The organism is Neisseria sp. P0007.S010 (genome assembly GCF_051962875.1).
GTDB lineage: Bacteria > Pseudomonadota > Gammaproteobacteria > Burkholderiales > Neisseriaceae > Neisseria > Neisseria subflava_A.
On the sequence record NZ_JBQCUX010000003.1, the window covers coordinates 182987 to 203768 of the forward strand.

Below are 20782 nucleotides of genomic sequence, written 5' to 3' on the forward strand. Positions count from 1 at the left end.
TCAAGTAAGTTCAGGAGTATTACAAATGGCAAGTAAAAAAGCAGGCGGTAGCACCCGCAACGGTCGCGATTCAGAAGCCAAACGCTTGGGCGTTAAAGCCTACGGCAACGAGCTGATTCCGGCAGGCTCTATCATCGTTCGTCAACGTGGTACTAAATTCCACGCAGGTGACAACGTAGGCATGGGCAAAGACCACACTTTGTTTGCTAAAGTCGACGGTTACGTTGAATTCAAAACCAAAGGCGCGCTGAACCGTAAAACTGTCAGCATCCGTCCTTACACCGGTTCTGAAGAATAATCGTTTTACGATTGAAAGCCGCATTCCTTTTCGGAATGCGGTTTTTGTTTGTCAGACTGTTCTTTCTGTTTGATAAAATCCGTATGTCGTGAAGCTTGATTTATATTAAGGCCAAAGTAAAAACGTGCTTACAATTGATAACATTTGTTTTATTCTATCGACTCTTTCTATATAATCTATCAAATGCCTTTGATTTACCTTCATGTAGCTAAACACAGTAAACTTAAGGCCGTCTGAAAAAATCCGTATCAGTTGAATACAAGGAATTCCTCCCATGAGCTTACACAGTGATATTCTCGTCGTCGGCGCAGGCCCTGCCGGATTAAGTTTTGCCGCAGAGTTGGCCGGAAGTGGTTTGAACATAACCCTGATTGAAAGAAGTCCTTTAGAAGTGTTGCAAAATCCGCCGTATGACGGCCGTGAAATCGCATTGACGCACTTGTCGCGTGAAATCATGCAGCGATTGTGTATGTGGGATTTGATTCCAAAAGACGAAATTTATCCTTTGCGCGATGCCAAAGTGTTGAACGGTCATTCCGATTACCAGCTCCACTTCCCGCAACCGACTGAGGCGCGCGGCGAGCCTGCCGATTGCTTGGGCTATTTGATTTCCAATCACAACATCCGTAAAGCCGCTTATGAAGTCGTTTCCAAATTGGACAACGTGAAAATTCTGACCGGCACCAATGTTAAAGAAGTCAAAACTTCCGGCAATGAGGCGCAAGTCATTTTGGAAAGTGGCGAAGTATTGAACGGCCGTCTGTTGTTGGCCGCCGATAGCCGTTTCTCGCAAACGCGCCGTCAATTGGGCATTTCTTCCGATATGCACGATTACAGCCGCACCATGTTTGTGTGCCGCATGAAGCATACTCTGTCCAACCTGCATACCGCATATGAATGCTTCCACTACGGCCGTACCATTGCGTTGCTGCCTCTGGAAGAGCATTTGACCAATACGGTGATTACGGTGGACAGCGATAAAGCCGAAACGATTAAGAATATGTCGCCGGAAGAATTGGCGGCCAGCGTGAAAGAGCAACTCAAAGGCCGTTTGGGTGATATGGAATTGGTCAGCACCATTCACAATTATCCTTTGGTCGGCATGATTGCCCAACGTTTCTACGGCAAACGCAGCGCGTTGATTGGCGATGCCGCGGTCGGTATGCATCCGGTTACTGCGCACGGTTTCAACTTGGGTTTAGCAAGTGCCGATCTTTTGGCCAAATTGGTTCTCGAAGCCGAGCAACGCGGTCAGGATATTGGTGCGAAGAGCCTGCTGGAAAAATATAGCACCAAGCATATGCTCCATGCCCATCCGATTTACCACGGCACCAATATGCTGCTGAAACTCTTTACCAATGAAACTGCTCCGGCGAAACTGCTGCGCGGTTTGGTATTGCGTGCAAGCAATAACTTCCCTCCGCTGAAAAAACTGATTACCAAACAATTGACCGGTTAATCATTTGAAAACATAAAAAGCCGTCTGAACGATTAAAGTTTCAGACGGCCTTGTTTTTTATCTACTGCTTATTTGGCTAAAACCGATTCGGGCATTTCTTGACGGACGTTTAACGAAGTCAGTTTTTTGGTCAAGATGCTCAATACGATGCCGTAGGCAGGCAGGAAGAAGAGGGTGCAGATGGCGAGTTTGAACAGATAATCGACAAATGCGATGCCCTGCCAATTTGCCGCCATAAATTCATCGTTGCTCGCGTAAAAGGCAACGGCAAAAAACACCAGCGTGTCCAAAGCGTTGCCGACCACGGTAGAAGCGGTGGGGGCAACCCACCATGATTTCAGACGGCGTAATCTGTTGAACACGAAAATATCGAGGATTTGCCCGAGCGCATAGGCGGAAAAGCTGGCCAATGCGATACGGCCGACGAAGGTGTTAAATTCGGTTAACGATGCCCAGCCTGTCCAGTTGCCGTCATGAAAGAGGACGGAGAAAACGTAAGAGAGCAGCAGGGCGGGGAACATTACCCAAAAAATAATCCGTCTCGCCAACGGCGCGCCGAAAATGCGCACGGTCAGGTCGGTAGCGAGGAAGATAAAGGGGAAGGAAAATGCGCCCCAAGTGGTAAAAATACCGAAAATTTGAAAGGGAAACTGCACCAGATAGTTGCTGGCCGCAATAATAAAAATATGGAAAAGCACCAGCCAGAAGAGCGCTTTCTTCTGCTGTGCGACAGTAAATTCGTACATGGAAATCTTTCGGAAGTTTTTTCAGACGGCATGAAGCCTTGAAAGACCGTGCAATAGAGAAAGTCTTGCAATGAAAAGGACGTTAGGCCGTCTGAACGGGATTATTGTGCATCGTGCTCAAACAGGCGTTTGCGTGCCAAAGCTTCAAACTCTGTACCTGCTTTGCCGTAGTTGGCAAACGGATGAATGGCGATGCCGCCGCGCGGTGTGAATTCGCCGAATACTTCGATGTATTTCGGATCCATCAGGGCGATGAGGTCTTTCATGATGATGTTGACGCAGTCTTCATGGAAGTCACCGTGGTTGCGGAAGCTGAAGAGATAGAGTTTCAGGGATTTGCTTTCCACCATTTTGATATGGGGGATGTAGCGGATGTAGATGGTGGCAAAGTCGGGCTGGCCGGTCATCGGGCAGAGGCTGGTGAACTCGGGGCAGACGAATTTGACGAAATAGTCGTTGTCGGGATGTTTGTTGTCGAACGCTTCCAAAATTTCAGGCGCGTATTCGCTCGGGTATTGGGTTTTCTGGTTGCCCAAAAGGGAGATGCCTTGCAGCTCTTCGTTGTTGCGGGACATGAGGTTTCCTTAGTTTTTTAATGTGGGAGGTTTTCGAACCACGGGGTGCGGATTGTAATATAAATTGCATGACTTGTGCGGATTTTATAGCGATGAATCAGCAGGATAGCTTTCAGACAGCCTGTTTTGTATTTTATGAAACCTGTTTTCCGCTTTACAATAGCAGCCAATCAACAGGCCGTCTGAAAGTATTTGTATGTCTTTAGCCCAACCCAAACGCATCCTGATCATCAAATTGCGCCATCATGGCGATGTGCTTTTGAGCACGCCGGTGGTCGATGCGCTGAAAACCCGTTTCCCCGATTGCGAAATCGATATGCTGGTATACGCCGGTACGGAGCAGCTGATTGCCGATAATCCGCAGATTGCGCAGATTTTTACCATTGATCGAAATTGGAAGAAGCTGGGCGTATTCAAGCAGTTGGCGTGTGAGAAAAACCTTTTGTCTAAGCTGAAGGCACGCGATTACGACTGGGCTTTTAATCTGTCCGATCAATGGCGCGCAGCGGTAATTGCCAAACTGTGCGCCCGTTGCAGCGTGGGTTTGGACTGCATTAAGCGCGACGGTTTCTGGTGGCGTTTCTGTCATGATTTTATCAACCATGAGCTGGATACCAGCCATCATATCGTTGAAAACCAATTGAATATCCTTGCGCCGCTTATCCAGCCGGAAGACGTGGCCGATGCGAAAGTACGCCTTTGGGTGGCACAAGATGCAAGGGAAAGCATGCGGCAGAAATTGCGTGAGCAGGGTTGGAACGGTGAAGATTATGTGTTGCTGCACCCGGGTGCGCGTTGGCATTTCAAATGTTGGGAAGACGGCAAAAATGCCGCCATCGTACAGCTCCTGCTCAACAGCGGGCAGAATGTCGTATTGACTGCTTCTCCCGACACTGTCGAGCAATATATGCTTCAGGAAATTATAGGCCGTCTGAATATTCCAGAGGGCAGAAAAGTATATGTGTTGTCCGGATGCTTGAGTCTGCGTGAATTGGCGGCGGCCATTGAGGGAGCGAAGCTGTTTGTCGGTGTCGATTCTGCACCGATGCACATCGCCGCTGCTTTGGATAAACCGCAAATCGCTTTGTTTGGCGCGTCATGGGTGGATAAATGGCGTCCGTATTCCGAACAGGCGGAAGTCATTTATGCCGGCGATTATGCAGAACTGCCCAATCCCGACAGTATCGATACCAACGATCCGACACGTTTGTTGAAAGCGATTCCGTTGCAGGATGTGTGGGATAGAATTTCTGCCAAATTGGAAGCATTGGAGGCTTAAAACCGCTTACCACAATCCGTTAAACGTTTTAACTTTGCGCCAAAATGCCCATTTGGAACGGCGGCCGATTTCCAGCGTGCCGCCGTTTTCGCCGTCTGTGGCAATGCACACGGTTTTCAGACGACCTGAAGCGAGTGCGTCCCATAAAGGCGCAAACCAACGGGTTTCCCAGCTTTCCAAAATATCTTTGTATGCCCAAACATCGCCTGTCTGTAAGGTGGAAACCAAGTCGTCCAAAAAGATAAGGCCGTCTGAAACAGTATTTCCTGTTTCTTGAACCATCTCAAACCAAGCCTTCAAATCGTATGGCGCATCGAGTTTGGGCGTATCCGAAAAACGCGCCCATACGCTGTCTGAGGCGACAATATCCGCAGACTGTGTACCGTCCGCATCATTCCACAGCCACAAACCGTTGATTTCCGGCAATCCTTGTTGTTCACGCGCTTGGTTAATCGGATGCGTGTGGAGAAACATTTGGATTTCCGTCTGCATGGCCAACCAAGACACCGCATCTTTGCCGTGTGCCTGACCGTCCATTTCCGGCTGCCCGCACACATCCAAAACACATTCCGCTCCCCAATCTTCCGTTGTCGGCATACTGAGCAGCCACATGCTTTCGCAAAGCGGCTCGAATTGCCAATCTTTATCTTGATAAAACGCCGACAAATCCACACATAACCGTTGCACCTCCTCTTTTTGGATGCCGATAAACTCGCCGCTGATAATGTTGACATGGTGCATGCCCATTTGTTGCCAAACCGGAGAGGCAAAAGCGGCTGTGCGTTTTTGGCTTGTGTGGCGTAAACGTTGCACTTGGGCAATAAGGCTGCCGTTCCACAAATGGCGTCCGTAAAATTCAGACGGCCTGAGTGTTTCTTTGTGTAATGTGCCGTAACGCAAAAGACGGTTAAAAGCAGGTAAGGCAAGCTCAGGGACGGATTCGTCGGCAAAGCGGTTGAGCGAGGGGAGGGCGAGGGTCAGCTTCATAAGCGCAAATAGATAGGAAAACCGTTATTTTACGCGACAAATGATGCGTTTCGGAACCTTGCCCTCACGCCCTGAAAAAGATCTGTTCGGACGGCCGGTTTGGAAAAAATGGACTGTCATGCTAGAATGTGTGGCGTAAATTTCAGAAAAACAGGGTGAAAATCAACACAATAGCCCTGATAATAACGTCAATCTCAAACACGACCTCATTCATTCCGAGTGAAAACCTGATTTTCAGATCGGAAAAAAGACTCCAAGTCCTTTATCCCCAAAACTGTTTAAACCAGCAGGCGGTCGCGGCAGGCCGGATGTGCCGGCATTCTGCAAACTTCAAAAACAGACCGCCCCATTAAGGATAACGCGTGATTAAAAACAAATATTCCACTCGATTCAAAGCAACCCTCTTAGCGTTTCTGCTGCCGGCTTCAGGCATCATGACCGCATACGCCATTACCGATCCTCAACCTGCACAAACCGATTTCAAAGTCGAGCGTATTTCCGAAGAGCTGCCTGCCGTTTATGTGGAAACCAATACCTATCAATCCAGCTATTGGGCGCAAGAAGCCGTCCAAGCCGGCGACTCTTTGGCAGACGTTTTGACGCGCATGGGTGTCAACCAAGAAGACATCAAGCAAATCATGGCGAAAAACAATGCCAACCTCGACATGAAAAACCTGCGGACCAACCAATCCGTCAATATCCGCATCGATTCTTCAGGCCAAGTGACCGACGTTCAATTCTTTACCGATGAAGAATTGGAACGCAACTTGGTGGCTTTGGAAAAAGTTAAGGGCAAATGGCGCATCTCCAATGCCGAAATCGACATGAAAACCATGCCGACCCTGCGCTCCGTACAAATTCGCACTTCCGCTATCGGCGATATGCTCCGTGCCGAAATTCCTTCCGAAGTGTATATCCAGCTCAAAGAAATCTTTGCCGACTCGTTCAATATGAGCGACTTGGGCGAAGGCGATACCGTGCGTCTTTTGTACAACAGCATGTATTTCCGCGGCCAGCAAATGGCGGTCGGCGATATTTTGGCGGCTGAAGTGGTTAAAGACGGCAAAACCTACCAAGCCTATTATTACAGCCAAGGCAAAGGCGACGAAGAAAGCGGTAGCTACTACGACCAAAACGGTAAGTCCCTGCAACAAAAAGAAGGCTTTAATACCGAGCCTGTTGCATATACGCGCATTTCCTCCCCGTTCGGCTACCGTGTCCACCCGGTTCTGCATACCGTCCGTATGCACACCGGTATCGACTATGCCGCGCCGACCGGTACGCCGATTAAGGCCGCTGCCGACGGTGAAGTGATTTTTAAAGGTTGGAAAGGCGGCTACGGTAATACCGTGATGATTCGCCATGCCAACGGTGTGGAAACCCTGTACGGCCACATGAGCGCGTTCAGCCCTGCCGATGGCAGAGTCCGCGCCGGCGAAGTGATTGGTTTTGTCGGTACAACCGGCCGTTCTACCGGTCCGCACCTGCACTACGAAGCACGCGTCAACGGCCAGCCGGTTAACCCGACTACCGTTGCCCTGCCGACGCCGAAATTGACTCCGACCAATATGGCCGCGTTCCGCAAACAGCAAAAAGATGCCAGCACGATGTTGTCTACCATCCGCTCTTTGCCGGTTTCCGTAGCGCAGCTGGATTAATAAGATAAAGGCCGTCTGAATAAGGTTTCTTTCAGACGGCCTTTCCTATTAAAATCGATACCTCAACGCCCACGTTTACTCAGAGAAAGCTTATGTCTGCTCATCAGCCCATTATCCAATCCCTGCTTGATACCGACCTGTACAAATTCACCATGCTGCAAGTCGTGTTGCACCAATTCCCGCAAACCCACAGCCTCTACGAATTCCGCTGCCGCAACAAAGAGATGGTGTATCCGCTGGCCGATATTCAAGAAGACTTGGAACGCGAACTCGATTCCCTGTGCCAGCTGCGCTTTACCCATGACGAACTCGACTATCTGCGCAGCCTGCGCTTTATCAAAAGCGACTTTGTCGATTATCTCGAACTTTTCCAACTCCAACGCCGCTTTGTCCAAGTCAGCCCCGACGATCAAGGCCGTCTGAACATCCGCATCGAAGGCCCGATGATACAGGCGATGTTCTTCGAGATTTTCATTCTTGCCATCGTCAACGAACTCTATTTCCGCCGCTTGGAAACGCCTGCCGTCATCGAAGAGGGCGAGCGCCGTTTGCAGGCCAAAGCGCAACAGCTGAAAGAAATCGCGGCCACTCAAAATCCGAATGATCCGCCGTTCCTTATTTCCGATTTCGGCACGCGCCGCCGCTACACCCTTGCATGGCAGGAACACGTTATCCGCACCTTGCTGGAAGCCGCTCCCGATATCGTGCGCGGTACCAGCAATGTTTATCTGGCCAAAAAACTCGGCATCACACCAATCGGCACCATGGCGCACGAGTTCCTCCAAGCCTTTCAAGCCTTGGACGTACGTTTGCGTAATTTCCAAAAAGCCGCGCTGGAAAGCTGGGTACACGAATACCGCGGCGACCTCGGTATCGCCCTGACCGACGTAGTCGGCATGGATGCTTTCTTGCGCGACTTCGACCTTTACTTCGCCAAACTCTTCGACGGCCTGCGCCACGACAGCGGCGATCCTTATGTTTGGGGCGACAAAGCCTACGAGCATTACAAAAAACTCAAAATCGACAGCCGCACCAAAATGCTGACCTTTTCAGACGGCCTCGATATTGAGCGTTCATGGGCGTTGCACCAATACTTCAAAGACCGTTTCAAAACCAGTTTCGGTATCGGTACCAATCTGACCAACGACTTGGGACACACGCCTTTAAACATTGTTTTGAAACTTGTCGAGTGTAACGGCCAATCCGTCGCTAAGCTCTCCGACTCCCCGGGCAAAACCATGACCACCAACAACACCTTCCTCGCTTACCTGCGCCAAGTGTTTGACGTACCGGAGCCGGAAGAGAAAGCCTAAAAAAACAAAGGCCGTCTGAAATGTTCAGACGGCCTTTTAAATTAATCCATATCGCTTTCGGGCAATTCTGCCGAACCCATGCGGCGCAGGATGATATTGGTTTTGTTGTGCATCCGTTTGCTCTTAGGGTGGTCTGCGTAAAACAGCGGAGCCGGAACGCGCGCCGTGAGCTTGGCGGCTTGTTGGCGGGTGAGGGCGGAGGCAGGTTTTTTGTAGAAATACTGGGATGCCGCTTCCGCGCCGAATACGCCGTAGTGCCATTCGATTGAGTTCAGATACAGCTCAAAAATGCGGTCTTTATCGGTAACCGCTTCCATCATCGCGGTAATTGCCGCTTCTTCGCCTTTGCGGATGTAGCTGCGGCTTTCGTTGAGAAACAGGTTTTTCGCCAGTTGTTGGCTGATGGTCGAACCGCCGGCTTTGACTTCGCCGCTTTGCTTATTGCGTTTCATGGCGTATTTGATGCCGTTCCAGTCAAAGCCGCTGTGTTCGGCAAAGTTGGCGTCTTCGGAAGCAATCAGGGCTTTTTTGAGGTTGACGGAGATTTGGTCGTAAGGCACCCAGCGGTAATCCAGCTCGACATCGCGGCCTTCTTTTGCAAACTGGCTCATGCGCATGGACATGAAGGCGGTTTTGCTGGGTGCGACGGCGCGGTAGGTAATGATGTTGCCGTACACATAAGCGTTGAAGAAAATGAAGATGCCGATGGGCAGGGCAATCAGCCATTTGATGATGCGGAACATGGTTACAGGGCTTTCATGTATTCGATAACGGGGCGGATATCGGGTGTAAATCCGCGCCAAATATGGTAGGAGGCGGCAGCCTGACCGACCAGCATGCCCAGGCCGTCTGAAACTTCGGCCGCGCCGTTGCTTTGGGCAAAGTTCAAAAACGCCTGTGCCGCTTCGCCGTAAACCATATCGTAGGCAAGGCGGCAGTTGCGGAAAATTTCAGGATTGACGGCAGGAAGCTGACCGCTCAAGCCGCCGGACGTGCCGTTGATGATGATATCAAAACCGCCGTTCAAATCCGCCATCGGGACGGCTTCAATGCCGAAAAGCTGCGCCAATTCCTCGGCTTTGGCGTGGGTACGGTTGGCAATGACGATACGGGCAGGGCGGTGTTCTTTCAAAACCGGAATCACGCCGCGCACAGCACCGCCTGCGCCCAAAAGCAAAATGGTTTTGCCTTCGATGGCAATATTTTTGACCTGCGTGATGTCGTTGGCCAAACCGATACCGTCGGTATTGTCGCCGCGTATTCTGCCGTCTTCCAACCACACCAGCGTATTGACCGCGCCGGCAGCCAAAGCGCGGTCGGAATGTTCGTCCGCCAGCGCAAAAGCTTCCTGCTTGAACGGGACGGTTACATTCGCACCTTGCCCGCCCTCGGCACGAAACGCCGCAACAGCCTCGGCAAAACCGCTGATTTCGGCACAAATGCGCTCATATTCGATGGCCGCACCTTCTTGCAGCGCAAACTGCTGATGGATTTGCGGCGATTTACTGTGTGCAACGGGATTGCCGAAAACGGCGTAACGCGGGAGGGTAGTCATGGTCGTGTTCCAAAAGACGGGACGGCTATTTTATAACGGCGGCGTACAGATGGAAACGATGTCGTCTGAAACGGTTGTCAGGTAGCATGATGGAATATTTGTTTCTTGAAAAAAAGTCGTTTTCTTTTTACAATTTAACTTTATTTTTTTACAATTTAACTTTGATTTTGTTGACAAGGACGAAAGGGGCGGACATGAAAAAGGTGTTGTGCTTGGCAGTATTTGCATTAGGGTTGGCAACGCCGGCGGTGGCGGCGGATTGGGTGTGGTTAGGTAATGACAGTAACAATACTGCCGTGTTTGGTGATGCAGACAGCCGTACGGACAATAGTGCATGGGTTGAAATGAGGTATGCCAAGCCGAAAAAGCATAGCAATGGAAAATTTTATAATACAGATAAAGGGTTGGAAGAAATAGATTGCAGTGGTAAACGTCGTAGGTCTTTGACGGTAACGTGGTATTCCAAATCGGGAAACCCTATCGGCTCTGATACACGATCCTATGCCGAATGGGATTATGTTATTCCCGGTACGCTTGGAGAGAGTATGTACAAATTTGTCTGCAACCACGATCCTCGTTGACCATTTTCAAATCAAACAACAGATGCCGTCTGAACTGCTTTCAGACGGCATCTGTTTTGTCGGCATTCGGACAAAAGAGCGGGCATTCCGCTTTTGAACAGATAAACCAAAGCATATTGTTGACAATCTTGCCGTCTGAAACTATATTTCATTGCGTAAAAACGGGGGCCCTGATGTATTTCAGACGGCCTTACCGTGGTAGAATAACAACTTAAACCCATTCCCTCAGGAGCTGAAGATGTCCATCAAAGACGCTGTAAAACTGATTGAAGAAAGCGAAGCCCGCTTCGTAGATTTGCGCTTTACCGATACCAAAGGCAAGCAGCACCACTTTACCATCCCCGCCCGCATCGTCCTCGACGATCCCGAAGAATGGTTTGAAAACGGTCAAGCGTTTGACGGTTCGTCCATCGGCGGTTGGAAAGGTATTCAGGCTTCCGATATGCAGTTGCGTCCTGATGCGTCTACAGCCTTCGTCGATCCTTTCTACGACGATACCACCGTTGTCTTTACCTGTGATGTCATCGATCCGGCCGACGGCCAAGGCTATGACCGCGACCCCCGCTCTATCGCACGCCGCGCCGAAGCCTATTTGAAATCTTCCGGCATCGGCGACACCGCCTATTTCGGCCCAGAACCTGAATTCTTCGTCTTTGACGGCGTAGAATTTGAAACCGACATGCACAAAACCCGTTACGAAATCACTTCCGAAAGCGGCGCATGGTCAAGCGGCCTGCACATGGACGGTCAAAACACCGGCCACCGTCCGACCGTCAAAGGCGGTTACGCACCTGTTGCGCCGATTGACTGCGGCCAAGACCTGCGTTCTGCCATGGTCAATGTTTTGGAAGAACTCGGCATCGAAGTGGAAGTCCATCACGCCGAAGTCGGTACCGGCAGCCAAATGGAAATCGGCACCCGTTTCGCCACTTTGGTTAAACGTGCCGATCAAACCCAAGACATGAAATACGTGATTCAAAACGTTGCCCACAACTTCGGCAAAACCGCCACCTTCATGCCCAAACCGATTATGGGCGACAACGGCAGCGGTATGCACGTTCACCAATCCATTTGGAAAGACGGTCAAAACCTGTTCTCAGGCGACGGCTATGCCGGTTTGTCCGATACCGCCCTTTATTACATCGGTGGCATCATCAAACACGCCAAAGCCTTGAACGCGATTACCAATCCGTCCACCAACTCCTACAAACGCCTCGTGCCGCACTTTGAAGCGCCGACCAAACTGGCTTATTCCGCCAAAAACCGTTCTGCTTCCATCCGCATTCCGTCTGTGAACAGCAGCAAAGCACGCCGCATCGAAGCGCGTTTCCCTGACCCGACCGCCAACCCATACTTGGCGTTTGCCGCTTTGTTGATGGCCGGTTTGGACGGTATTCAAAACAAAATCCATCCGGGCGACCCTGCCGATAAAAACCTGTACGACCTGCCACCGGAAGAAGACGCATTGGTGCCTACTGTTTGCGCTTCTTTGGAAGAAGCACTGGCTGCCCTCAAAGCTGACCACGAATTCCTCCTGCGCGGCGGCGTGTTCAGCAAAGACTGGATCGACAGCTACATCGCCTTCAAAGAAGAAGACGTACGCCGCATCCGCATGGCACCGCATCCTTTGGAATTTGAAATGTATTACAGCCTGTAAAACAGCTGAGGCATTTTAAATAAGAAATCAAAGGCCGTCTGAAACTGGATTTGAAGTTTCAGACGGCCTTTAGGCTTGAATTAGCTAGGGTATTCTGATTTGCCATGATAGCGAGCAGCAATGAATCATGCTGTTTGAGGCCTTTATGGAATCGGTACTGCGTGTTAAATTTCAGCATGACAGGCCTTTTATTAAAGATATTCGCCATTACTTTATAATGAACCAGTCTTCAAATTGAATCCGCAAGGTAAGGGCATTACTTGGGAAGAGCTGAAAGAGTCTTTCGATTCGGATAAGACAGAAGAAGATTAAAGCCTCAGGCCGTCTGAAAGGATATTTAAGGATATTTTCTGTTTTCAGACGGCATGTTTGATAAGGAAAACCATGTTTGCAAATTTTGATTTAGGCGTATTTCTGCTGGCAGTATTGCCCGTGTTGTTGGCCATTACCGTGCGCGAAGTGGCACGCGGTTATACGGCGCGGTATTGGGGCGACCATACCGGCGAGCAGTTTGGGCGTTTAACCCTCAATCCGCTGCCACACATCGATCCTGTCGGTACGATTGTCGTGCCGCTGGTGTGTCTGATGATAGGCAGTTTTCTGTTCGGCTGGGCGCGTCCTATGCCCATCGATTCGCGCAATTTCCGTGATCCGCGCCGCGCGTGGCGTTGGGTGTCGATTTCGGGTCCGATAGCCAATCTGATTTTGGCGTTCTTTTGGGGTTTTGTCGTCGTATTTTCCGCGTATGTGCCTGAGTCTTATCAAGCGCCGTTGGTGCAGATGGCAGGTTACGGCGTGATGGTGAACTCGATTTGGGTCGCATTCAGCCTGATTCCGATATTGCCTTGGGACGGCGGTATTTTTCTCGATACCTTCCTTAACGCCAAGCAGTCCATGCAGTTCCGTAAAATCGAGCCATACGGTACATGGATTATCCTGATTCTTTTGTTTACCGGCCTGCTGGCCAAACTGATTTGGCCGATTATTGCCATGATTCAGACAGCAGTGCAGATGGTTGTCATGCTGTTTATTTAAATGTTGTGGCTGAAAAGGCCGTCTGAAACTCAGTTTCAGACGGCCTTTTTCATTGTGCAACATGTAAATACGATTGGAAAAGTTGCTTAAAAATTGTACAATCTCAGCCCTTTCAATTTGGCGCACACATTATGCACATCGGCGGCTATTTCATTGACAACCCCATCGCACTTGCCCCCATGGCAGGTATTACGGACAAACCGTTCCGCCGGATTTGCCGCGAGTTTGGTGCAGGGTGGGCGGTATGCGAAATGCTGACCAGCGATCCGAGCTTGCGCCATACCAAAAAAACCTTGCGCCGCAGCAATTTTGAAGGCGAGGGCGGAGTGGTGGCTGTGCAGATTGCCGGCAGCGATCCGCAGCAGATGGCAGAAGCCGCGCGTTATAACGTCGGCTTGGGCGCGCAGGTCATTGATATAAACATGGGCTGCCCGGCCAAAAAAGTCTGCAATGTGCAGGCAGGCAGCGCATTGATGCAAAACGAGCCTTTGGTTGCCGAAATCTTGGAAGCCGTTGTCAACGCGGTGGACGTACCCGTTACCCTCAAAACCCGTTTGGGCTGGCATGACGAACATCAAAATTTGCCGACCATCGCCAAAATTGCCGAAGAATCAGGCATCGCAGCCCTTGCCATCCATGGCCGCACCCGTACGCAGATGTACAAAGGCGAAGCGCGTTACGAACTGATTGCCGAAACCAAAGGCCGTCTGAACATCCCCGTTTGGGTCAACGGCGATATTACCTCGCCGCAAAAAGCCGCCGCCGTCCTCAAGCAAACTGCCGCAGACGGCATCATGATAGGGCGCGGCGCACAAGGCAGGCCGTGGCTTTTCCGTGATTTAAAACATTACGCCGAACACGGCGTTTTGCCGCCAGCCTTGAGCTTGGCAGAATGCAATACCACCATTTTGAACCACATCCGCGCCATGCATGAATTTTATGGAGAAATTGCCGGAGTACGCATCGCCCGAAAACACATCGGCTGGTACATCGACGAAATGCCCGAAGGCGAACAAACACGCCGGGAAATCAACCGCTTGGACAGCGCCGCAGCACAATACGATACCCTTGCCGCCTATCTTGAGACGCTTTCGGAGAAAACCGACCGCTGGGTATGCCACTATCGGGAAAGCTGAAGAGTTTCAGACGGCCTTATCATCTAAAAAATAAATCTATTTAAAAACAAACTCAAAGAAAGATATCACGATGAATCAAACGACTACTGACATTGCGCAATGTATTGAACAAAACTTACGACAATACTTCAAAGACTTGGATGGTACGGAACCTTGCGGCGTGTACGATATGGTGTTGCACCAAGTCGAAAAGCCGATGCTAATTTGCGTGATGGAACAATGCGGCGGCAACCAATCTAAAGCGGCGGCCATTTTGGGGTTAAACCGCAATACCCTGCGTAAAAAGCTGCAGCAGCATGGTTTGTTGTAATAGAGAGGAATAGGGTGCATTGCTGCCTACCTATCATGAAAGAGCCGGCCGGGTCATTCATCCATTAGTTGGATATTTTTGGATTTGTTGACACAATCAAAATAAAAACAGCTTGAAAAGGCTTCAGGCCGTCTGAAGACCAGAGAAGAAACGATTAATTTTTTTACCATGAGTTGAACCATGCTTTACCAAATACTCGCACTGTTAATCTGGGGCAGCTCGTTTATCGCTGCCAAATATTCCTACGAGATGCTCGATCCGACGCTGATGGTTGAGGCGCGATTGTTGATTGCCGCATTGATGGTGCTGCCGTCGTGCCGCCGTCATTTGGGCAGGATTCCGCGGAGCGAATGGAAGCCGTTGTTGTGGATTTCCTTTGTCAACTACGTTGTCGTTTTGATGCTCCAGTTTATCGGTTTGAAATATACATCTGCCGCCAGCGCGGTTACCATGGTGGGGTTGGAGCCTTTGCTGGTGGTCTTTGTCGGTCATTTCTTCTTCAACGACAAAGCCAAACTTTACCACTGGATTTGCTGCGCGGTGGCGTTTGCCGGCGTGGGCATGATGGTAATGGGCGGCGCGGAAGAGGGCGGTACGATTGACTGGTTCGGCTGTTTGCTGATTTTACTTGCAGGATTCGGTTTTGCAGGCGTGATACGTCCGAGCCAGCAGATGATTGTCCGTATTGGTGCGCCTGCATTTACCGCGGCTTCCATGGCGGTGGCGGCGGTGTTGTGCCTGCCGTTTTCGCTGGTGTTGGCAGACAGTTATCAAATCAATTGGTCATGGGGCGGTACGCTGTCGGTTTTGTATATGGGGATTGGTTGCAGTTGGCTTGCCTATCTGTTGTGGAACAAAGGCATGAACACAGTCCCTGCCAACGTCTCCGGCCTACTGATCTCGCTTGAGCCGGTCATCGGCGTTATCATGGCGGTGTTAATTTTGGGCGAACATTTAAGTACCATGTCTGCGATGGGCATTACCGTCGTTATTGCGTCCACTTTTGTCGCCGGTATGCTGACGCGTGTGAGCAACAAACATAAAAAGGCCGTCTGAAAACGGTTTCAGACGGCCTCAAGTAAGCAGTATTATTTTCAATAAAACATTTTGGGAAAATTTCTATGAAACACATTATTTCCCTACTTTTAAAAGAAAATGGGATTTAAATAGGTAAAAGCAAAAGGCCGTCTGAAACCAAGTTTCAGACGGCCTTTTGCAATAAAATTGTTAACAATATTTGTAAAAACCTACTGCCAAAAATGCGAAACTGGAGGATAATACCGCCCTGAAATTTCATCCCATACTGATTAAACCTTCAACAAAGGAAATCCAAATGTCTTCCATCAAACGCGCCCTGATCAGCCTATCCGACAAGACAGGCGCAGTCGAATTTGCCCAAACCCTGACCAAGCTCGGTGTTGAAATTCTCTCTACCGGCGGTACAGCAAAACTCTTGGCTGATGCAGGCGTTCCCGTTATCGAAGTTGCCGACTATACCGGCTTTCCCGAAATGCTCGACGGCCGCGTGAAAACCCTGCATCCGAAAATCCACGGCGGTATCCTCGGCCGTCGCGATTTGGACGAACACGTCGCCAAGATGGAAGAACACGGCATCGGCAACATCGACCTCGTGTGCGTCAACCTCTACCCCTTCGCCGCCACCATCGCCAAACCAAACTGCACGCTGGAAGACGCGATTGAAAACATCGACATCGGCGGCCCGACCATGGTGCGTTCTGCCGCGAAAAACTGGAAACACGTCGCCATCGTTACCGATACCGCCGATTTCCCGGCCATCGCCGTCGAACTCGAAGCCAACAACGGCGCATTGAGCGACAAAACCCGTTTCAACCTCTCACGCAAAGCATTCAGCCATACCGCCCAATACGACGGCATGATTTCCAACTACCTGACCTCGCTTTCAGACGACGTCTTGAGCGGCCAGCCCCAAATCGGCGAATTCCCGAGCCAGTTCAACCAAAGCTGGATTAAAGTGCAAGATATGCGCTACGGCGAAAATCCGCACCAACGCGCCGCGTTCTACCGCGATATTTACCCAGCCGCGGGCAGCCTTTCCGCCTACAAACAGCTGCAAGGCAAAGAATTGTCTTACAACAACATCGCCGATGCCGATGCCGCATGGGAAGCCGTCAAATCCTTTGACGCGCCAGCCTGCGTGATTGTGAAACACGCCAATCCGTGCGGCGTAGCCATCGCCTCCAATACCTTGGATGCATACAAACTCGCTTACGCCACCGACACCACCAGCGCATTCGGCGGCATCATTGCCTTCAACCGCGAAGTTGACGGCGAAACCGTCAAACAAATTACCGACAACCAATTTATGGAAGTCCTTATGGCGCCGAAATTCACCGCCGAAGCCCTCGAAATCGCCGCCGCCAAGAAAAACGTGCGCGTATTGGAAGTGCCGCTTGAAGCAGGTGCCAACCGCTTCGAACTCAAACGCGTCGGCGGCGGACTATTGGTGCAAACCCCCGATATCCACCGCATCAGCCGCGCCGATTTGAAAATCGTCTCCAAACGCCAACCGACCGAGCAAGAATGGAACGACCTGATGTTTGTATGGAACGTCGCAAAATACGTCAAATCCAACGCCATCGTCTTCGGCAAAGGCGGTCAAACCTACGGCATCGGCGCAGGCCAAATGAGCCGCGTGGACAGCACCCGCATCGCCGCCCGCAAAGCGCAAGATGCCAATCTCAATCTCAACGGCGCATGTGCCGCTTCCGATGCCTTCTTCCCATTCCGCGACGGCGTAGATGTCATTGCCGAGCAGGGCATCAAAGCCATCATCCATCCCGCAGGCTCCATGCGCGACCAAGAAGTCTTTGACGCAGCGGACGAACACGGCATCGCCATGGTCGTCACCGGCATCCGTCATTTCCGCCACTAATAAGCTGATATAAAATAAAGGCCGTCTGAAAACAAAGTTTCAATATCATGAAACCAGTTTTCAGACGGCCTTCTTCAATCATCAAACAATTTAGCGGCCTAACTGTAAATCAGGACAAAGCAACCAAGCTCTAGCCAGCCCGATTAATACGGCAACACAACGCCACACAAGCCTAAAACCCAACCCACTCAGAGCAAGAAACATGAAACACATCCTCCTCATCCTTACCCTCGCCACACTCACCGCCTGCGCCTCCAGCCATACCGGAGGCTACGGCTATGCCGGCAACAACGGCGCTTCCGCAGGCGTGACCCAAACATTCCGTTGGTAAGGCCGTCTGAAAAAACAACACAGTTTTCTACAATAGAGAACAAACAAATCCCAAACGTAAAGGCAAGTTTTACACTTGCCTTTTTAATGTTATCTATCGGCTTAATAGCGCATAAATTCGTGTCATTTGCGCACTATTTATATGTTAGGAAAGGTCAAGGCCGTCTAAAAACAGGCTATGCAAAGCCATTACACGTTTCAAACCAATTTTCAATACAAATTTCATTAATTACCTAAATAAATCCAATATTCAAATCTATTGCAATAGAAACTATCTAAATTATATATTATTTAATAATCATTATTGTTTGAGAATAAAAACGTAAAATCAAATAGCTAGAAAAAGCGTTTAAATAAAGCAACAAGTAAATCTAACGGGGATTACCGTTGAGGGAGAAAAAATAACACTTTATCGGAAGAGTTGATTTGCGAAACCAAACGCATATAAAATTTGGACAAGGATTCCGAATGCATTGAAGGAAGTTGACAAAAAGTGACTTGTTAAGAAACAAGCTGACAAAAAACGGCACATCGTTTCCCAAACTTCACAAGCTTCTGTAAATGTATCAGCATAAAATCCCATAAAACAGGCTTTTAGCTGCTATTCGGCCGAGTAGAGACTTTTGGCACGGGAATTGCATACACGAGATTACGGCATGAAACCGCATAAAGGGGAAACTCTGAAATGCGGCAAATGTGTGGACAGGCGGTTTACAGCCGAGCAACACGTCCCAAAAGAAATCAAACCCCTTACAGGAAAATCGATATGAATAAAGTCTTTAAAGTCATTTGGAACCACGCGACCCAGACATGGACCGCGGTTTCCGAGATTAGCCATGCACACGGCAAAAAATCCGCTTCTGACAAGCGTAAAGCCGTAGCTGCTGCAGTTGCAGCGGCAGGTGCTTTGATGGCGTCCGGTAGTGCAATTGCTGGTTCTGATCTTGCTACTAATGATGCAGTTAATCTTTGGCCGAATGGTGTGAAAAACCCTGCTGCTGGACGCGAAGCTGTCGCTGTAGGCGCTAACGCAACTGCCTCACATCAACACACAATTGCGATTGGTAGAAATGCTACTGCCAAGTGGACCGATGCTATTTCTATTGGTAGAGACACTGTAGCAAGCAAAGACCATGCACTTGCTATGGCTACATCAGCAAGTGCATTGGGTGTTCAATCTGTTGGCATCGGTTCATACTCTAGCGCTAGTGCGGATTCCGCAGTTGCTCTTGGTCAAAATGCAAAAGCTGGTGGTGAAGTACCAGCTGGTGCTGATAAAGGTACTGGTACCGCAGCAGTAGCTGTTGGTCTTAATGCAAATGCATCTGCAGCCAATACGGTTGCGACAGGTAAGAACGCTGCTGCAAGTGTTGATAATGCCGTTGCGGTTGGTGTCCAATCTAATGCTTCTGGTCGTTCGGCAACTGCATTAGGTGGTTATTCTGCTGCTTCAGCTGAGCGTGCTACCGCAGTCGGTGCTGCATCTAAAGCAACTGGTACAGCCTCTTTTGCTGGCGGTACATCAGCTAATGCTGCTGGTGTGAACTCTGTTGCCGTCGGTGGTTCAATGACTCCGGCTGAAGCTGCTCAAGCAGTTGGTAATAACTCTATTGCTGTAGGCTCTAAGTCAAATGCCCAACAAGCTTCCGACGTTGCAGTAGGCCATGGTGCGAAAGCCAATGGTACTTCTGCCGGTACTAATGCGGAAGGCTCAGTAAACAATGCCGGTTCGGCAATCGCAGTCGGTACAGAAGCTCAAGCAACCGGTATCGTAGCAATTGCTGTCGGTGAGCGCGCCCAAGCCCTGCAAAACGGCGCATTAGCATTGGGTGGCGACGCTCAAGCGAAACAAGGTTCTGACGTAGCTATCGGTCGTGGTTCCGTAGCTGATGGTACTTCTGCGGCTGCATTCGGTCCTGCTGCTAAAGCAGGTGCTCGATACGCAGTGGCATTGGGTGTACAAAGTAACGCTGCTTCTACGCAAGCGATTGCATTAGGCCGTGGCGCTCAAGCCAATGGCGGTGAATATGCAACTGCTCTGGGTAACGATGCTCAAGCAACAGCTAGAAACACTCTGGCTTTGGGTACTGAAGCTAAATCTACTATCGAAAACAGCGTAGCTCTGGGTAACGGTTCTACAACCAGCAAATTCGTACCTACCAACAGTGGTACTGTTGGCGGCTACACTTACGGTGGTTTCGCAGGCGCAACCAGCGGTTTAAATAACGGCGCAGTATTGTCTGTAGGTTCTGTAGGTAAAGAACGTCAAATCCAAAACGTTGCCGCAGGCCGTATTTCTGCAACTTCTACCGATGCAATCAACGGCTCTCAATTGTTTGCCGTAGCAAGCCGCATCGAAAATCTGAATCCGTTTGTATTCTCAGGCCACAATGAGAGCGGTAGCTCACCAGATGTAGGTAGATACACATACGATCCTAAATCAAATGGCAATAACACCCTGAAACTGATCGCCGGTGAAGGTCTGAAAATGACTTCAAACGGCACTAACGAATACACCCTGAGCGTAGTAGGTGGTGGTGCTAAAGGCGAAAAAGGTGATGCTGGTCCTGCTGGCCCTAAAGGCGAAAAAGGCGATACTGGTCCTGCTGGTGCTAAAGGCGAAAAAGGCGATACTGGTGCTGCTGGTGCTAAAGGTGATACTGGTGATACTGGTCCTAAAGGCGACAAAGGCGAAAAAGGTGATACCGGTGAAAACGGCCTGAACGGTAGCAGCGTTACAGGTACTGTTGTAAACAATAATGACGGTACTCATACCATCACTATTACCAATGAAGGTGATGGCTCAGTGACTACTACCATCGTTAAAGACGGTAAAAACGGTAAAGATGGTAAAGACGGTGCTACCGGTGCTAAAGGCGAAAAAGGTGACACTGGCGCCGCTGGCGAAAAAGGCGAAAAAGGTGACACTGGCGCCGCTGGCGAAAAAGG

At 50.0% G+C, this 20782-nt stretch carries 19 protein-coding genes, 1 pseudogene and 1 riboswitch; of the genes and pseudogenes, 15 read left to right on the plus strand and 5 right to left on the minus strand.

Features of this window, described 5'->3' with window-relative positions; all coding sequences use genetic code 11:
• The first annotated feature begins 25 nt into the window (after positions 1-25).
• Together rpmA and ubiM are read left to right on the plus strand one after the other, a co-directional pair.
• The gene (gene rpmA, locus ACTHR7_RS03675) at positions 26-298 is read left to right on the plus strand and encodes a 50S ribosomal protein L27 (RefSeq protein ID WP_002212328.1); all 273 of its coding nucleotides are present in this window, start codon (positions 26-28) and stop codon (positions 296-298) included.
• Positions 299-572: 274 nt separating this feature from the next.
• Entirely contained in the window at positions 573-1757 is a 1185-nt protein-coding gene (ubiM, locus tag ACTHR7_RS03680) for a 5-demethoxyubiquinol-8 5-hydroxylase UbiM (protein WP_440370338.1), read from the plus strand.
• 68 nt (positions 1758-1825) lie between these two features.
• Here the strand turns inward: ubiM and ACTHR7_RS03685 are convergent, their stop codons facing one another.
• Both ACTHR7_RS03685 and queF read right to left on the minus strand, forming a co-directional pair.
• Entirely contained in the window at positions 1826-2503 is a 678-nt protein-coding gene (locus ACTHR7_RS03685; protein WP_440370339.1) for a 7-cyano-7-deazaguanine/7-aminomethyl-7-deazaguanine transporter, read from the minus strand.
• Between the two features lie 101 nt (positions 2504-2604).
• Positions 2605-3078: a preQ(1) synthase gene (gene queF, locus ACTHR7_RS03690; RefSeq protein ID WP_003748427.1), complete on the minus strand. Its 474-nt coding sequence runs from the start codon at positions 3076-3078 to the stop codon at positions 2605-2607.
• A gap of 3 nt (positions 3079-3081) precedes the next feature.
• Positions 3082-3126, minus strand: a riboswitch (PreQ1 riboswitch).
• Positions 3127-3274: 148 nt separating this feature from the next.
• Here queF and rfaQ point away from each other — a divergent pair.
• Positions 3275-4357, plus strand: a complete 1083-nt coding sequence (gene rfaQ / locus ACTHR7_RS03695) for a putative lipopolysaccharide heptosyltransferase III (protein WP_440370340.1) — start codon at positions 3275-3277, stop codon at positions 4355-4357.
• Positions 4358-4363: 6 nt separating this feature from the next.
• Here rfaQ and ACTHR7_RS03700 read toward each other — a convergent pair whose 3' ends face one another.
• Complete coding sequence (locus ACTHR7_RS03700; RefSeq protein WP_440370341.1) at positions 4364-5344, minus strand: hypothetical protein; 981 nt, start codon at positions 5342-5344, stop codon at positions 4364-4366.
• Between the two features lie 362 nt (positions 5345-5706).
• Between ACTHR7_RS03700 and ACTHR7_RS03705 the strand changes: the two genes are divergently transcribed.
• Both ACTHR7_RS03705 and pncB read left to right on the plus strand, forming a co-directional pair.
• Entirely contained in the window at positions 5707-7002 is a 1296-nt protein-coding gene (locus tag ACTHR7_RS03705; protein WP_070734840.1) for a M23 family metallopeptidase, read from the plus strand.
• Between the two features lie 92 nt (positions 7003-7094).
• Positions 7095-8315, plus strand: a complete 1221-nt coding sequence (gene pncB / locus ACTHR7_RS03710) for a nicotinate phosphoribosyltransferase (protein WP_049332299.1) — start codon at positions 7095-7097, stop codon at positions 8313-8315.
• Positions 8316-8356: 41 nt separating this feature from the next.
• Here pncB and mtgA read toward each other — a convergent pair whose 3' ends face one another.
• Positions 8357-9058, minus strand: coding sequence for a monofunctional biosynthetic peptidoglycan transglycosylase (gene mtgA / locus ACTHR7_RS03715; protein ID WP_003684244.1), 702 nt, complete (start codon positions 9056-9058; stop codon positions 8357-8359).
• 2 nt (positions 9059-9060) lie between these two features.
• Positions 9061-9870, minus strand: coding sequence for a shikimate dehydrogenase (gene aroE, locus ACTHR7_RS03720; RefSeq protein ID WP_440370342.1), 810 nt, complete (start codon positions 9868-9870; stop codon positions 9061-9063).
• Positions 9871-10064: 194 nt separating this feature from the next.
• Between aroE and ACTHR7_RS03725 the strand changes: the two genes are divergently transcribed.
• The 10 genes and pseudogenes from ACTHR7_RS03725 to ACTHR7_RS03770 form a co-directional block, all read left to right on the plus strand.
• Positions 10065-10451, plus strand: a complete 387-nt coding sequence (locus ACTHR7_RS03725; protein WP_128581119.1) for a surface-adhesin E family protein — start codon at positions 10065-10067, stop codon at positions 10449-10451.
• A 238-nt stretch (positions 10452-10689) separates the two neighbouring features.
• Entirely contained in the window at positions 10690-12108 is a 1419-nt protein-coding gene (gene glnA, locus ACTHR7_RS03730; protein ID WP_049328869.1) for a type I glutamate--ammonia ligase, read from the plus strand.
• A 384-nt stretch (positions 12109-12492) separates the two neighbouring features.
• Entirely contained in the window at positions 12493-13143 is a 651-nt protein-coding gene (locus ACTHR7_RS03735) for a site-2 protease family protein (RefSeq protein WP_293203642.1), read from the plus strand.
• A gap of 131 nt (positions 13144-13274) precedes the next feature.
• On the plus strand, positions 13275-14279 hold the full coding sequence (gene dusB, locus ACTHR7_RS03740; protein WP_440370343.1) for a tRNA dihydrouridine synthase DusB: 1005 nt from the start codon (positions 13275-13277) through the stop codon (positions 14277-14279).
• Positions 14280-14349: 70 nt separating this feature from the next.
• Entirely contained in the window at positions 14350-14589 is a 240-nt protein-coding gene (locus tag ACTHR7_RS03745) for a Fis family transcriptional regulator (RefSeq protein WP_070459344.1), read from the plus strand.
• 180 nt (positions 14590-14769) lie between these two features.
• Positions 14770-15645 carry a DMT family transporter gene (locus ACTHR7_RS03750; protein ID WP_070459340.1) on the plus strand — a complete coding sequence of 292 codons (876 nt, stop codon included), beginning with the start codon at positions 14770-14772 and terminating at the stop codon, positions 15643-15645.
• Between the two features lie 277 nt (positions 15646-15922).
• A complete protein-coding gene (gene purH, locus ACTHR7_RS03755; protein ID WP_070585032.1) occupies positions 15923-17503 on the plus strand; it encodes a bifunctional phosphoribosylaminoimidazolecarboxamide formyltransferase/IMP cyclohydrolase in 1581 nt (526 codons plus the stop codon).
• Positions 17504-17705: 202 nt separating this feature from the next.
• Positions 17706-17834: a hypothetical protein gene (locus tag ACTHR7_RS03760; protein WP_256388401.1), complete on the plus strand. Its 129-nt coding sequence runs from the start codon at positions 17706-17708 to the stop codon at positions 17832-17834.
• 765 nt (positions 17835-18599) lie between these two features.
• A pseudogene (locus ACTHR7_RS03765) lies at positions 18600-18896 on the plus strand (ESPR domain-containing protein); the annotation flags it as partial.
• A gap of 81 nt (positions 18897-18977) precedes the next feature.
• Positions 18978-20782, plus strand: a 1805-nt coding sequence (locus tag ACTHR7_RS03770; RefSeq protein ID WP_440370346.1) for a collagen-flanked surface repeat-containing protein, incomplete at its 3' end; no start/stop codon positions are given.